We start from the raw sequence: 12,675 nt of genomic DNA, 5'->3' as shown, positions 1-12,675 counted from the left end.
TTACGACACAGAAGAGGAAGCCATTAAAGCCAAACGAGAAAACAACTACGCAGCTATGTACTCTCCTCAAACTAGGTACGAGTACGAGGGGACAATAGAAGTCGAGGAGGAAGACGAATGAGAGTCACAGAAGAGAATCCAACTTATCACGAGGCATACGATGACCATGTCGTAATGAGCCGATTTGAGCCAGGAGACCACCGGACCATTTATCGATTTGAGAATGGCTTTGGAGCAAACGTCTTGGACCACTTATGGAGCGGAGGCACAAAGCTGACGCAGGTAGAATTCGGCCGGCATGGGGAGATTCGATGCCTAGAGCCTGGAGCTGATTCAATCGGCACAATCGAGGGAATCGTAGATAAGGATGAGCTAGCGCGCCATCTTGAAACCATCAAAGAAATGGAGAAATTAAAATGAATTTTACAGTCCAAATCGGACGCTTGGCAAAAGACGTCGAGCTCCGTTATACACAACAAGGCACAGCAGTTGCTAACTTCTCTTTGGCAGTGAACAGGGACAGAACAGCTAATGGCGAGCCAGAGGCAGACTTCCACCGATGCACAGCCTGGGGCAAGACAGCCGAAGCGATAGCTAACAATACAGGAAAAGGGTCCAAGGTGGCTATTTGGGGGAAGGTACAAAATCGTTCATACGACAAAGACGGTCAAAGAGTCTACATCACCGAGATTATAGTTGATAGAATCGAATTCTTGAGTCCTAGGAACCAACAGCAAGGCCAGGGACAGGCTCAAACGTATAGCCAAGGCAATTACAACACTAACGCTCAAAACTCCGCACAGGCTAGTTTAGGGGCCGATACGTCATTCATTAACGAGGGACATCCAATCGACATAAACGAAGATGACCTTCCATTCTAGGAGAATTGATTATGAGACTAAAAAAAGAAGTTGAATATGTCCTGAGAGATGCTATCGGAAGGGTCGTTATGGTATCACCGAGAAAATCTGATTTGCACCGATACCTCAATGAAACATACCCTTTCCCTGATAGGAACATAATTGGAGATGGTAGACGAGAGTACAGAGAAAATGTGCTTCCCCACGAGTTCACCATCAAGCGTAGAATCAGATCATAGTCAGGAGGCGCGGTGTGAATTTGTTTAAAGGATTAGATAGCGAAAAAACAAAACAGGCAGCAAAAAACACATTGGAGGCTTACCGGTTTCTAAAACGTGTTTCCGGAGAAAAGTTCTCATCCAAAGTAACAGCTGTATACAGCTTTGAACCACGGTCGTACACGGGGACTGTAAGCAATCCTATCGAGTCACACATGGTTCGTCAAGTCGCCGCGCAACAACGAGTCGACGAGATAGAGCAGGCCATAAACATGATGACAGAGGCCTTCCACAAGCAACTGCTGTACGAGAAGTACTGCATCATGAAAGAGCGAAAAGATATCGAAATATACATGATGCTTGAGTACTCTGAGACGGAATTCTATCGTATGCTAGATGAAGCTCTCTTCAATTTTGCTGAGGTATATAGGCACGGAGAACTCCTGGTCTTCAAGGATGGACAAAGCTTTGAAGATTTTTTGGGAGTAAATTGAAAGTAAGTTGAAAGTGGATGGCAAGTTAACTGTGCTAAAATGATAGTATGAGGTAGGAAGGTAAACTGCCTCGTTGGCTTTTATCTCCTTAAGGAAAGCCAGTATATACCAACGAGAGGGTTCTTTCACACTTTCTCCCTCTCGTTAAAGTTTCGAGGAAGAATTAAGGAAGTTCGCTCGACTTGCGAGTCAAGAGGTGTCGGTTCGATTCCGGCCCTCGAAATAGCAATGTGATTTCCCCCTATAGTCAGATTGCGGAAAAATTTCTCTCCAATAGAGTACCCCTCAACGCCGAGACCGAGGGGTCTTTTATTTTTTTATGAAACGAGGTGATGTATTCATGAACGAGAGACAAAAACGCTTTGCCGATGAATATATCATCAGTGGCAACGCGACTCAATCAGCTATTAAAGCCGGATATAGTGAGAGGTCGGCTTATAGTACTGGAGAGCGCATGTTGAAAAATGTTGAAGTGGCGCGGTATATCAGTAAGCGGACACAAGAACTGCACGAGGAGAGGGCTATGACGGTAGCTGAGGCATTGGCTATCTCCGCAAGTATTGCTAGAGGTGAAATTCAGTATGGCAAGACAAGAAAGAGGGTCAAGACTTACTTCAATGGAGCCCTTGATGGCGAAGAGGTAACGGAAACGGAATACCAGTTTACACCGACGATTGAAGAACGGCAACGGTCGCTAGATCATATTCTTAAGGTAAACGGGGCTTACCTGGACCGTAAAGAGATTGACGTTACCGGCATGGTCCAATTCATCGACGACATCGGAATCGGTGATGATGATGGCGAATAAGAAACGAATGAGCGATTTTATTCCGAGGGCCTTTCATTCAGTATGGCGAGCGGCCTTTGACCCTGCCAAGCTCCACGTTGTCTGCAAGGGCGGCCGTGGCTCCGGTAAGTCGTCTGATATTGCGCATATCATTGTTCAGATGATAATGAGGTACGCGGTGAACGCCGTCTGTATCCGAAAGGTGGACCGTGACCTACAAGAATCGGTATTCGAGCAAATTATGTGGGCTATCGAGGAGCAGGGCGTGAGACACCTGTTCAAAATCAATAAGTCTCCGCTCAAAATAACTTATGTGCCTCGCGGGAATCAGATTATCTTCCGAGGTTTGCAAGACCCAAACCGCCTAAAGTCCTTAAAGTCTAGCCGATTTCCTTATGCGATTGCCTGGGTTGAAGAGTTGGCCGAGTTTAAGGCTGAAGATGAAATAAAGATTGTGACTAACTCTATCCTTCGTGGCGAATTGCCTGAAGGTCTTTTTTATAAGTTTTTCTACACGTACAACCCACCGAAACGAAAACAATCCTGGGTTAACAAGAAATACAACACCGCATTATTGCCGGCTAATACGTTCGTACACCACTCGACCTACCTTGATAACCCATGGATAAGCCAAGCATTTATCGAGGAGGCAGAGGCCACTAGAGATAGGTCACAGAGGGCGTATGATTGGGAATACATGGGCCTAGCAGTTGGGTCCGGCGTATCGCCATTAGAAAACTTAGTCTTTACGAAGATACCAGACGACCTATTCGACACGTTCGACAATATCCGCCAAGGCGTCGACTTTGGTTATGCTAACGACCCACTGGCTTTCGTTCGCTGGCACTACGATAAGAAAAGACGTCGTATCTATGCTATGGACGAGTACTACGGCGTTAAGATTAGCAACCGTAGGCTAGCCGAGTTTATCAAGGCCAAGCGGTACAATACGACCGACACCACAGCCGATAGCGCCGAGCCTAAGTCTATCGACGAGATAGTTTACGAGCATGGCGTGCCTAGGTTCTACGGAGCCAAGAAAGGGCCGGATAGTATCGAGTATGGCGAGCGCTGGCTTGACGACTTATACGAGATAGTAATAGACCCAGAGCGGACGCCTAATATTGCTAGAGAGTTTGAGAATATCGACTATGCGACCGACAAGGACGGCAACCCGAAAACAAGGTTAGTTGAGACTGACAACCACACAATCGACGCGACACGATACGCGTTTGAAAATGATATGAAGCAGCCAGGCATAACGGTTGGCTGGTAGAAAAGGAGGTAAAAAATGGCAAAATGGTTTGACTGGCTCAAGGAGCGCGCTCTTGTGGCTCTTGAGTTATCAGAGAAAGAAATACTCGAAATCGAGATTGGCGAGCATGTCATTAGCAAGAGACAGGCCACTATGATCGCTGCCGAAAAGTACTACAACAACGAGACCGACATTATCAACAAGAAACAGGATGTTGACTGGAAGAACAACGCGCAACTGCGCCTTGGACTATTCAGAAAGATTGTAGACCAAAAGACAGGCTATCTACTAGCCAAGGAGCCGACGATTATGTATGGGGGCGACGACCAAGAGGACGTTGCAATCAAGGAGGCACTGGACAAGGTCTTTGACGAGAGTCTCCTAAAAGAGATTAAGGCTATCGGACGAGAGGCCATTATCAAAGGTATCGCCTATGGTATTCCTTACTACGACGAGACTGGGACCTTGCGATTGTACAAAGTGCCGAGTCAACAAATCATTCCGTTCTATGCCGACGAGCGACGGACTATCGTTGACGCGTTTCTCCGTATCTATCCGCAAGTCGTTTATAAGATTGGCGGTAAAAAAGAGACCGAGATTCACGTTGAATACTGGGACGGCGAGGGTATTAAGTACTACAAGCTAAAGCAAGGCAAGCTAGTAGAGAATAGCGCCTATAAAGGCGTACAGCCTCATTTCCGCTACAAGGACGAGCAAGGCCAAGTCCATAGCTACAACTGGGAGCGAGTGCCGCTTGTGGTATTCAAGTACAACGAGCAAGAGCAGTCCTTGTTAGAGCAAGTTAAGTCAATCATTGACAACATCGAAATGCAAGCCTCTGTTAATGCCGACTTGCTGGCCGACATTCCTAAGTTTATTTATATCCTTAAGGGCTACGGAGGCGAGGAGTTAGAGACATTCCTAAGCCAACTAAACCTCTACAAGGTTATCAAGATTCGCGACGGAGGCGGAGGAGTTGACAAGCTCCAGGCCGATATCAAGACAGAGTCGGTTGAGTCGGAGATTGCGCGCAACCGTAAAATGTTATACGAGGCAAGCCGAGCGATTGACACCCAGGACGAGAACCTGGGCAATGCTAGTGGGCAAGCTCTCAAGTGGCGCTATCTATCGCTAGACCTCGACGCTAACGACTTCGAGAATGAGTTACAGGCGTCTATCCGCTTGTTTATGTGGTTCGTTGCCAATGATATCAAGAACAAGACCGGCCGAGAGGTGGACCTGGAGAAGTTCCGCTATATCTTTAACCGCGACACGATCACAAACGAATCGGAGGCTATCCAGGACGCGCGCAACTCTATCGGTATCTTAGACGCTCGGACTATCCGCGAGCAGCACCCTTGGTACAGTCCGGAGGTCGAGGAGCGCCTAGCCGAGGAAGAAGAAAAGGCCGAGTTAGTCCTAGGCTATGACTTCGGACACAGCCACGACCACCCACCGGAAGAGGATAAAGAGCCAAAAGAAAAGGAGTGATAATCGATGGTTAGCCACAACTACTGGCTGAAACGAGCGTCACTCCAAGACTCTCTTATGCGAGCAACCGAAGACGAAACAATTAAGCGAATCAATGACCAGCTGGCCATCCTTGAAGATGACCTGGTCAAAGAAATTCACACTTTCTATTCACGGTATGCTCACGATAACCGGATGACCCAGGCTGATGCGATGAAGTACCTGACAGACGATGAGCTAAAAGAATTTCAGAACGTCAACCTGGCGCGCTTCAGAGAAATGGCCTTAGATCCAAAGACTGACCCCGCATTGTTAGATGCCTTGTCTTATCGTCACCGCATTTCTCGCAAGCAAGCGATGATTCACGAGATACAGCGCAAGACGAGGGAAGTGTATTCCAGCTCTGGGGCGATATCAGCGACAGTTGGCAAAGGGCTCGCTAGTGGCTATATCAAGACCGCTGCTCAGGTAGGTAAGGATATGGCGCAAGCTGGCATATTATCTATCAAACCTGCTATCAAACTTAATGATGACCTGATTCTTCGTCGGATGTCGTCTAAATGGTCAGGGAAAGAGTTTTCTAGCCGGGTATGGACCCAAGGGCAAGAACACTTTAATTCAATTCGAGAAACATTGGATAAGGCGTTAACTGGCGGTTGGAGTCTCGACAAGACGGTCCTGGAACTCCGCAAACGGACAGGCGTAGCAAGACATAATGTTGAGCGCCTGGTCCGAACTGAAATGACTGCCTACAACACCATGGCAAACTATGATATGTATAAGGCGCTGGGAGCCAAGACGTATAAGATTGAGGCTATCCTGGACTCCAAGACGTCAGATATTTGCCGACACCAAAACAACAAAGTCTATCTCATGGATGATTTTGCACCAAGGACTACCGCACCGCCTTTTCATGTGCACTGTCGGAGCAAGATTATACCGACAACGCCTGAGGAAGAGTCTGAATTCTTGGGATCTCACGGCTATGGTTCGCCTGATGATTCTAGTGATGAGCTAGACCAGGACGGTCAATCTACCTCTTGTCGCAAGCCGTCGCTTGACGAGGTCGTGCAAATGTATGCAGACCGGGCGAGAGAGTTGAGCGAGAAGTATGGTCTGCAAACTGTGGAACAGGTGCAGGCTATACGTAATTCGCCATCCGAACCTGACAAACACCAAGCGGATGCCTTGAGTAAAGAAAAATTGGCTGAGATAGCTAAGGTTGAGAGGGCCATAACTAAAGATATGAAAAGGATGGCCAAGGAGTCTGATGGTTATCTGGCCGGGCTCGAATTTCGTCTGAAGTCGCAGGAATCACTAGCTCGTAAAATTATTTCTGATTCAATCAATGAGGGGATAAGCCTAAAGGAAGCTGCTAGCAAAATTCGCGACGTCCTTAGGTATACTACAATTTTTGACGGTGAGTCATTTGTAGAAAACTATGAAACTATGAATAGGCTTTTAAATTCCGGAGAATATGGTATAATCAAAGTGAAGAATACTTGGCCACTACCATCTCCATACAAAGGAGTTAACACGACTTTGGAAAAAGACGGTACTCTATTCGAAATGCAATATCACACCAAAGAAAGCTTTGACCTTAAAAATGGTGAGTTGCATAAGCTTTATGAAGAGTTCCGTAAGGATGGGCTTAGTGATGAAGAAAGAGCAAGCATCAGCAAAAAGATGTTTAATTTAAGTAATAAACTGAATCCGCCTAGAGGGATAGAAAATATCGAATCGAAGTAAGGTGATTAAAATGAAAAAGTACTATGTGACTACAAGTGAAAATCCTAAAGTACTCAAATTTGATGTTGATACTATGTATGTATTTGATGGTGGATGGAAAGCTAGCTTTTACTGGTTTGATAAAATCCTTGTAAGTGACTACGTCGATTTCGATGAAATAACAGAAGAAAAGGCCTACGAACTCATTGGTCGTATGGTCGCCTAATTCTAGCACCTTTCGAGGTGCTTTTTCTTTGCCCAAAAAACGGAGGTGATCCAATATCTCGCAGACCAGCGTTACGGTCAACCGTCCTGAGCATGACGGCATAAACTGCTTATTTTTTATTTCTCCGGTGCCGTAACACCGAATAAAAACGAAGGGAAGATGTTTTATGAAGCGTGAAGAATTACGCGCTCTAGGCTTGACCGAAGAGCAGATTGAGAAAGTAATGGCCGAGCATGGCAAATCGCTAACCGAGGTAAATGCTAAACTGTCCGCTGCAGAGGAGAGCAAGAAAGCATTAGAGACCCAGTTGGCGGCCCGTGACAAGGACATTAAAGAGCTCAAGAAAGGCTCGGAAGACAACGCCGAATTAACTAAGAAGTACGAGGAATTAGAGTCCAAGTACAAACAAGAGAAAGCTGACTACGAACAGCAAATCAAGGACACCAATCTAAACCACGCGGTGGACATGGCCCTAACAGGTAAAGTACATGACGCCGGTATCGTCCGAGGCTTGCTAGACCGTACGAAGCTAACCATTGACGAGCAAGGCCAATTAGGAGGCTTAGACGAGCAGCTTAAAGGCCTATCCGAGTCAAAACCGTTCCTGTTTATTCCAACAGAAGGCAATACAGGAACTAATCCGTCGTTTAACGGAGCGAGACCGGCTGGCGGACAACCAACGCCACAAGTAACGCCTCCGTCTGGTGATGAAGCGCTATTCTTAGCCGGATTCGACAGCGTATAAGCCACTATCAAATCAAATCTATTTAGAAAGAGGTAAATATTATGCCAGTAAACTATGCACAAAAATTTAGTCCTAAAGTAGACGAGCGCTTTGCTCGCGAGGCTCTATCTCATGGAGCAGTCAACCAAAACTACGATTTCGAGGGCGTGGACACCGTTAAGGTCTACTCCGTACCAACCGCCGGCATGAATGACTACAAGACAACCGGCATGACTCGCTACGGTACTGCGGCAGACTTGGAGAACACCGTTCAAACGCTCACGTTAACCAAAGACCGCTCATTTACTTTTGTAATCGACCGCAAGAGCGAGCAAGACACTCAAGGCGTTATGGAGGCCGGTAAGGCTTTAGCACGTCAGTTGTCCGAGGTTGTCATTCCAGAGATTGACATCTACCGATTCGCGAAGATTGTAGCCGGTGCAGACGCTACTCAAGTCAAGACAGCAGCTATTACTAAGACCAATGCTTATGAGGCATTCTTAGACGCTCAAGTTGCCTTGACTGATTCAAAAGTGCCAGTTGTTGGCCGTATCGCTTATGTAGGCCCTCAATTTTACAAGAATATCAAGTTAGACCCAGCGTTCATCAAGTCCGGTGACTTGGCACAAGAAACCTTAATCAAGGGCCAAGTAGGGGAAATCGACGGTGTTGCTATCGTCTTAGTTCCTACGAGCTACTTACCAGATAAGGTTGAGTTCTTCGTAACCCACCCAGTGGCTACAACTGCGCCAGTTAAGTTGCAAGACTACAAGATCCATGACAACCCTCCAGGTATCAACGGTAAGTTGGTAGAGGGTCGCGTTCGCTATGACGCTTTCGTATTGGATAGCAAGAAGAAAGCTATCTACGTACACAAGAAAGCCTAATTTAGGAGGTAGCTAGCATGGCTAAATTAGAAACAGGTCAAGTGCTCTTGTCCAAGGACGGTCAAGAGCAAGTGCTATCAAACGACGTAATGATTAGCGCGTTTGAGAACAGCGGTTGGGAGGTCGTACAAGATGAACGAGCAACAGAAACTGAAGCTCCAGCAGAAATTGGCGAGCCTAGCCTTGCTAACGAAGCGCCGACTGAGGCTGAATAATAACCTTGAATTAGCAGAGGACGAGCACCTGGACTATATCCTTGCGGAGTTAGTCCAGAGAGTGCTCAACTATTGCAATATCGAGGAAATACCGGACGAGTTAGACTATACGATTGCACGTATGGCAGACCTCGCACTAAGACAGGCCACAGGTCATTTAGACGGTGAGGCTAAGACAATCAAGGTTGGAGACACGTCTGTTAGCTTTGATATCGACGCGGCCACTAAGGCACTTAACAGCCTTATGGGAGACTTTGAGGGCGAACTTAACGAGTTCCGCCGCTTGAGGTGGTAGCCATGGCTAAGATTAACCACGTCTTATCCAAGGCGCGTGGAGCCATTGATTGGACCTACGACAAGACCATGTCGGTTATGGAACAGACGTCTTATCGCAAGCCAAATGGCGCCACAGGCTCTAAATTCGGACCAGTACAAGGCAAGGCCAACATACCTTGCCGCGTATCTGTCCAAAGGCTCAACAACACTATGATTGACGAGGCCAACAAGCTTGAAGTAGTCGAGAAGTTATTCTGCCAGCCTGATATCGAAATCAAAGCCGGAAGCCAGCTATTGATTGGCGACGTTAAGTACACCGCTACAAATGAGCCTTTCGTCTATCCAACTCATCAGGAAGTGGTGATAGAGCGTGCCGGATGGATATGATTATTCAGAAATCATAGAATTCAACAATCGAGTAGATAGAGCGCAAGAAATTGTGGACGAACTTATCCGAGAAACTATAAAGGAGATTGCGTTAGACTTTCTCACAGTAGTAAAGGGAAAGACGCCTGAAAAAACTGGGTTGCTCAAAGATCGTTGGAAAATTGGTGAAATACAAAGAAAAGGCGACGATTACGTGATTGAGGTATTCGATAGCGTAGATTATGCCAGCTTTGTTGAAGATGGACACCGAACCCGAAAAGGGAAGGGCAAAAAGAGTTCTCGAATTAACTCAAAATTTTGGGTCGAGGGACGCTTTATGATGAAGCTAACCGAGGACGACATAAGGATGAAGATGCCGAGATATCTTCAAAAAATGGAAAAAAAATTAGCAGAGGAGTTGTTTAAGAACCTTGGATAACGTAAAGAATCTCTTAATCGCTCAACTGCGCGAGCGATTCAACGACACAGAGGTATACGATGAACCGATTCAGCAAGGTTTGTCGTTACCTTGTTTTATTATTAACGCAAAAAAAGCCACTCACATGCGTCTGGTGGGCGACCAAATGCTAACCCATCTATTCCTATTCCTTACATACTATCCGCGTGAGAGCGAGGATAAGAGGGCGGAAATGGAAGGTGTTATGGCAGAGTTCTATTCTGGTACGTGGAAGTACCTCCAAGGCAAGCATCATATCCATAATTTGGACATGGAGCACAACGACGAGGTGCTAACGATTAGCTTTACGATTGATATCCATCACGTCATGGCTAAATCAGACACAACCAAAATGGATGCTCTGGCTGGTACAGTGGCAGTTAAAACAGAGGATGACAGCCCTCAAATAAAAGGCCTGGAGCGCAAGCTAAAGGTCAAATAAACAATAAAGGAGTAATGATAAATGACGTGGACAACACAAAATAAGCGTCTGCCTGGTGCATACGTGAACTTTAAGGCCCGTAAAGAGCAAAAAGCCTTGGTATCCGGCGAGGGTATCCCGGCTTTAATGCTACAAGGTCAAACTTTAGCAGCGCCTGGCTTCCACACAATCCACCAAGGCGAGGACCTAGTTAAGTTCTTCGGACCTAATGCTAAATCAAACCTAGTTGCCGAGGCATTAGCAGTGGCTAACAAAGTCTTGGTGTACGTTCCAGCGGTTAGTGGCGGTGTTAAGGCAACCGGCACGTCCGGAGAATTTACTGTTACAGCGGTCAAAGAGGGCGCAGACGGTAATAACATCATGGTAATGGCTGGAACAGCTGGAGGCGAGTCAGTAGTGCGTACACTCGTTAATCGAGTTGAGGTTGACTCTCAAACACTCAAAACAGGGGAGTATCCAAAAGCCAACGACTATGTCACTTTCTCAGGTAACTTGCCACCAGCTGGACCACCTAAGCAAATTCAGCTTGCTGGTGGTGTAGACGGCACGATTGACACATCAGTCGAGAAGTTTATTAGCGAGTTATCCAAACAAGACTTCCGCGTTGTGGCTTATGGCACTGACACAGCCGACGACAAGAAGAAACTTGTTGACGCAGTCAAAGAGTGGCGGAACGAAGGTCGCGCGATCGTGGCAGTCATCAACAACTATGCTGAGGCCAACAACGAAGGCATTATCTCTGTCGACAACGGTGTAACCTTGGCCGACGGTACGAAGCTGTCTTCTAAAGAGGCTATCTATCGAGTGGCTGCTCTATCTGCGACTGCCGGCTCTAAGAGCCTCACACACGCCGAGTATGTTGGCGCTATCGACTGCGACGCTAAGACTCCACAAGAGCTTGCTCAAGCAATCGAAAAAGGCAACATTGTATTCCGCATGTTCCGCGGCCGCGTACTGATTGCACAAGACGTCAACACACTTGTAACGCCTCTTGACGGTCAGAACGACGACTTCAAAAAGAACAAGCTAGTGCGTACCATGGACATTATCGGCGAGGCTATCCAAGCGGTGTTCGTTGAGAACTTCGTCGGTCAAGTAGTCAACGACATTGACGGACGCGAGTTATTCAAACAGCATCTGATTGTGCGAGTGCTTGACCCGCTCGTGGCACAAAGTGCTTTAACCTATAGTGCGGACGACATCAAGGTTATGGAAGGTTCTCAAAAAGAGGCTATCCTGGTAACCCTTGGCGTTAAGTTAGCCGATGCTATGGAAAAACTCTACGTGACAGTAGAAGTAAAATAGGAGGTAAACTATGCCAAATTTAATGAATCAAAACGACACTATCTCTTCCAAGGAAGGGACAGTGTTCGTTACCGTTGATGGTAAGAACATTCCATTTGCTGAAATTATCGAAATGGAAGCCAAGGTTGAGTTAAAGACAACCGACGTTACACCGCTCGGACAACGCATGACGAGTAAAAAGGTAGTTGGGGCAGAGGGTACAGGGAGCGTTAAGTTCTACTATCAAAACCCAGCGGTCCGCAATATCGTCGCGAACTATGTCAAAGAGGGTAAAATTCCGGAGGTATCTATCAAGTATGCCAACGACGACCCAACTTCTCACGCTGGCAGAAACTCCGGTGTCCTTAAAGGCGTCATCTTCGAGAAAGCCTTGTTATTCAAGGCGTCAGGCGAAAACAACGTCCTAGAAGATGAAACTGACTTTAGCTTCAACGACATCGAGATTTTAGAGACATTTAAGCAAGCCTAGACTAACCGAAAAAGGAGATAATCAATCATGACATCTATCAAGTCGTTCTTGAAGAAGAACAAGAAGAAAACCGAAAACATCAAACTGAAGCTTGAAAGCTTTGACGAGCATATCGAGCTTCGTATCATTTCTGGTCGCGAGTATGACGCTATCCAGGACAAGTGCTACGTCAATAAGCCAGGTCGCAAAGGACGTCAAGAGCGCGTGCTAGACATGTCCAAGTTTAACAACTTGCTATGTAGCGCGTCCGTTGTCGTTCCAGACTTGCAAAATGCGGAGCTACAAGAGTCTTATGGGGTCCGTGGCGAACAGGACCTATACGGCGAAATGTTCACTTTCGCGGATCACCTGAAAATCTTAGAGGCAATCTCTAACGCGAGTGGCCTAGATAACTTTGACGATTTGGTGGACGAGGCAAAAAACTAATCAGAGAGGACAGTGAGAGCGGACTAGCTCATGCTGCCCTCCATAAATTCCATGTATTGCCTAGTCGATG

General features: G+C 46.7%; 18 protein-coding genes and 1 tRNA gene. All 19 read left to right on the top strand.

What is annotated here, in order from left to right; all coding sequences use genetic code 11:
* The first annotated feature begins 117 nt into the window (after positions 1-117).
* The 19 genes from ACO53F_RS01460 (at position 118) to ACO53F_RS01370 (ending at position 12,605) form a co-directional block, all read left to right on the top strand.
* A complete protein-coding gene (locus tag ACO53F_RS01460) occupies positions 118-420 on the top strand; it encodes a hypothetical protein (protein ID WP_485137037.1) in 303 nt (100 codons plus the stop codon).
* Positions 417-881 (top strand): single-stranded DNA-binding protein, encoded by a 465-nt coding sequence (locus tag ACO53F_RS01455; RefSeq protein ID WP_485137036.1) that lies wholly within the window; start codon positions 417-419, stop codon positions 879-881. The genes ACO53F_RS01460 and ACO53F_RS01455 overlap by 4 nt, the downstream gene beginning before the upstream one ends.
* Before the next feature lie 232 nt (positions 882-1,113).
* Positions 1,114-1,572 carry an ArpU family phage packaging/lysis transcriptional regulator gene (locus ACO53F_RS01450; protein WP_485137035.1) on the top strand — a complete coding sequence of 153 codons (459 nt, stop codon included), beginning with the start codon at positions 1,114-1,116 and terminating at the stop codon, positions 1,570-1,572.
* A gap of 151 nt (positions 1,573-1,723) precedes the next feature.
* Positions 1,724-1,795: transfer RNA gene (locus ACO53F_RS01445), tRNA-Ala, on the top strand.
* Between the two features lie 96 nt (positions 1,796-1,891).
* Positions 1,892-2,380, top strand: coding sequence for a terminase small subunit (locus tag ACO53F_RS01440; protein ID WP_485137034.1), 489 nt, complete (start codon positions 1,892-1,894; stop codon positions 2,378-2,380).
* Positions 2,367-3,635 (top strand): PBSX family phage terminase large subunit, encoded by a 1,269-nt coding sequence (locus tag ACO53F_RS01435; RefSeq protein WP_485137189.1) that lies wholly within the window; start codon positions 2,367-2,369, stop codon positions 3,633-3,635. The genes ACO53F_RS01440 and ACO53F_RS01435 overlap by 14 nt, the downstream gene beginning before the upstream one ends.
* 15 nt (positions 3,636-3,650) lie before the next feature.
* A complete protein-coding gene (locus ACO53F_RS01430) occupies positions 3,651-5,105 on the top strand; it encodes a phage portal protein (protein ID WP_485137033.1) in 1,455 nt (484 codons plus the stop codon).
* Positions 5,106-5,111: 6 nt separating this feature from the next.
* Positions 5,112-6,833 (top strand): minor capsid protein, encoded by a 1,722-nt coding sequence (locus ACO53F_RS01425; protein ID WP_485137032.1) that lies wholly within the window; start codon positions 5,112-5,114, stop codon positions 6,831-6,833.
* Positions 6,834-6,843: 10 nt separating this feature from the next.
* Complete coding sequence (locus tag ACO53F_RS01420) at positions 6,844-7,038, top strand: hypothetical protein (protein WP_314394051.1); 195 nt, start codon at positions 6,844-6,846, stop codon at positions 7,036-7,038.
* 166 nt (positions 7,039-7,204) lie between these two features.
* On the top strand, positions 7,205-7,783 hold the full coding sequence (locus ACO53F_RS01415; RefSeq protein WP_485137031.1) for a phage scaffolding protein: 579 nt from the start codon (positions 7,205-7,207) through the stop codon (positions 7,781-7,783).
* A gap of 41 nt (positions 7,784-7,824) precedes the next feature.
* Entirely contained in the window at positions 7,825-8,649 is an 825-nt protein-coding gene (locus ACO53F_RS01410; protein WP_485137030.1) for a N4-gp56 family major capsid protein, read from the top strand.
* Positions 8,650-8,666: 17 nt separating this feature from the next.
* Positions 8,667-8,864: a hypothetical protein gene (locus ACO53F_RS01405; RefSeq protein WP_485137029.1), complete on the top strand. Its 198-nt coding sequence runs from the start codon at positions 8,667-8,669 to the stop codon at positions 8,862-8,864.
* A 61-nt stretch (positions 8,865-8,925) separates the two neighbouring features.
* Positions 8,926-9,159: a head-tail connector protein gene (locus ACO53F_RS01400; protein WP_485137028.1), complete on the top strand. Its 234-nt coding sequence runs from the start codon at positions 8,926-8,928 to the stop codon at positions 9,157-9,159.
* Between the two features lie 2 nt (positions 9,160-9,161).
* Positions 9,162-9,527: a hypothetical protein gene (locus tag ACO53F_RS01395; protein ID WP_485137027.1), complete on the top strand. Its 366-nt coding sequence runs from the start codon at positions 9,162-9,164 to the stop codon at positions 9,525-9,527.
* Positions 9,511-9,945, top strand: coding sequence for an HK97 gp10 family phage protein (locus tag ACO53F_RS01390; protein WP_485137026.1), 435 nt, complete (start codon positions 9,511-9,513; stop codon positions 9,943-9,945). Before ACO53F_RS01395 ends, ACO53F_RS01390 begins: the two co-directional genes overlap by 17 nt.
* Positions 9,938-10,405 carry a phage tail terminator family protein gene (locus ACO53F_RS01385; protein ID WP_485137025.1) on the top strand — a complete coding sequence of 156 codons (468 nt, stop codon included), beginning with the start codon at positions 9,938-9,940 and terminating at the stop codon, positions 10,403-10,405. Before ACO53F_RS01390 ends, ACO53F_RS01385 begins: the two co-directional genes overlap by 8 nt.
* A 21-nt stretch (positions 10,406-10,426) precedes the next feature.
* The gene (locus tag ACO53F_RS01380) at positions 10,427-11,710 is read left to right on the top strand and encodes a phage tail sheath subtilisin-like domain-containing protein (RefSeq protein ID WP_485137024.1); all 1,284 of its coding nucleotides are present in this window, start codon (positions 10,427-10,429) and stop codon (positions 11,708-11,710) included.
* A gap of 10 nt (positions 11,711-11,720) precedes the next feature.
* Positions 11,721-12,179 carry a phage tail tube protein gene (locus tag ACO53F_RS01375; protein ID WP_485137023.1) on the top strand — a complete coding sequence of 153 codons (459 nt, stop codon included), beginning with the start codon at positions 11,721-11,723 and terminating at the stop codon, positions 12,177-12,179.
* A 27-nt stretch (positions 12,180-12,206) separates the two neighbouring features.
* Positions 12,207-12,605, top strand: coding sequence for a phage tail assembly chaperone (locus ACO53F_RS01370; RefSeq protein ID WP_338542387.1), 399 nt, complete (start codon positions 12,207-12,209; stop codon positions 12,603-12,605).
* The last annotated feature ends 70 nt before the right edge of the window (positions 12,606-12,675 follow it).

This window comes from Abiotrophia sp. (genome assembly GCF_057275535.1).
This window is presented reverse-complemented; position numbering and strand designations above follow the sequence as displayed.

Bases quoted from the DNA above. Each gene is read 5' to 3' on its own strand.
- ACO53F_RS01460 (WP_485137037.1), top strand. From the start codon at position 118: ATGAGAGTCACAGAAGAGAATCCAACTTATCACGAGGCATACGATGAC.
- ACO53F_RS01455 (WP_485137036.1), top strand. From the start codon at position 417: ATGAATTTTACAGTCCAAATCGGACGCTTGGCAAAAGACGTCGAGCTC.
- ACO53F_RS01440 (WP_485137034.1), top strand. From the start codon at position 1,892: ATGAAACGAGGTGATGTATTCATGAACGAGAGACAAAAACGCTTTGCC.
- ACO53F_RS01435 (WP_485137189.1), top strand. From the start codon at position 2,367: ATGATGGCGAATAAGAAACGAATGAGCGATTTTATTCCGAGGGCCTTT.
- ACO53F_RS01430 (WP_485137033.1), top strand. From the start codon at position 3,651: ATGGCAAAATGGTTTGACTGGCTCAAGGAGCGCGCTCTTGTGGCTCTT.
- ACO53F_RS01425 (WP_485137032.1), top strand. From the start codon at position 5,112: ATGGTTAGCCACAACTACTGGCTGAAACGAGCGTCACTCCAAGACTCT.
- ACO53F_RS01420 (WP_314394051.1), top strand. From the start codon at position 6,844: ATGAAAAAGTACTATGTGACTACAAGTGAAAATCCTAAAGTACTCAAA.
- ACO53F_RS01415 (WP_485137031.1), top strand. From the start codon at position 7,205: ATGAAGCGTGAAGAATTACGCGCTCTAGGCTTGACCGAAGAGCAGATT.
- ACO53F_RS01410 (WP_485137030.1), top strand. From the start codon at position 7,825: ATGCCAGTAAACTATGCACAAAAATTTAGTCCTAAAGTAGACGAGCGC.
- ACO53F_RS01405 (WP_485137029.1), top strand. From the start codon at position 8,667: ATGGCTAAATTAGAAACAGGTCAAGTGCTCTTGTCCAAGGACGGTCAA.
- ACO53F_RS01395 (WP_485137027.1), top strand. From the start codon at position 9,162: ATGGCTAAGATTAACCACGTCTTATCCAAGGCGCGTGGAGCCATTGAT.
- ACO53F_RS01380 (WP_485137024.1), top strand. From the start codon at position 10,427: ATGACGTGGACAACACAAAATAAGCGTCTGCCTGGTGCATACGTGAAC.
- ACO53F_RS01375 (WP_485137023.1), top strand. From the start codon at position 11,721: ATGCCAAATTTAATGAATCAAAACGACACTATCTCTTCCAAGGAAGGG.
- ACO53F_RS01370 (WP_338542387.1), top strand. From the start codon at position 12,207: ATGACATCTATCAAGTCGTTCTTGAAGAAGAACAAGAAGAAAACCGAA.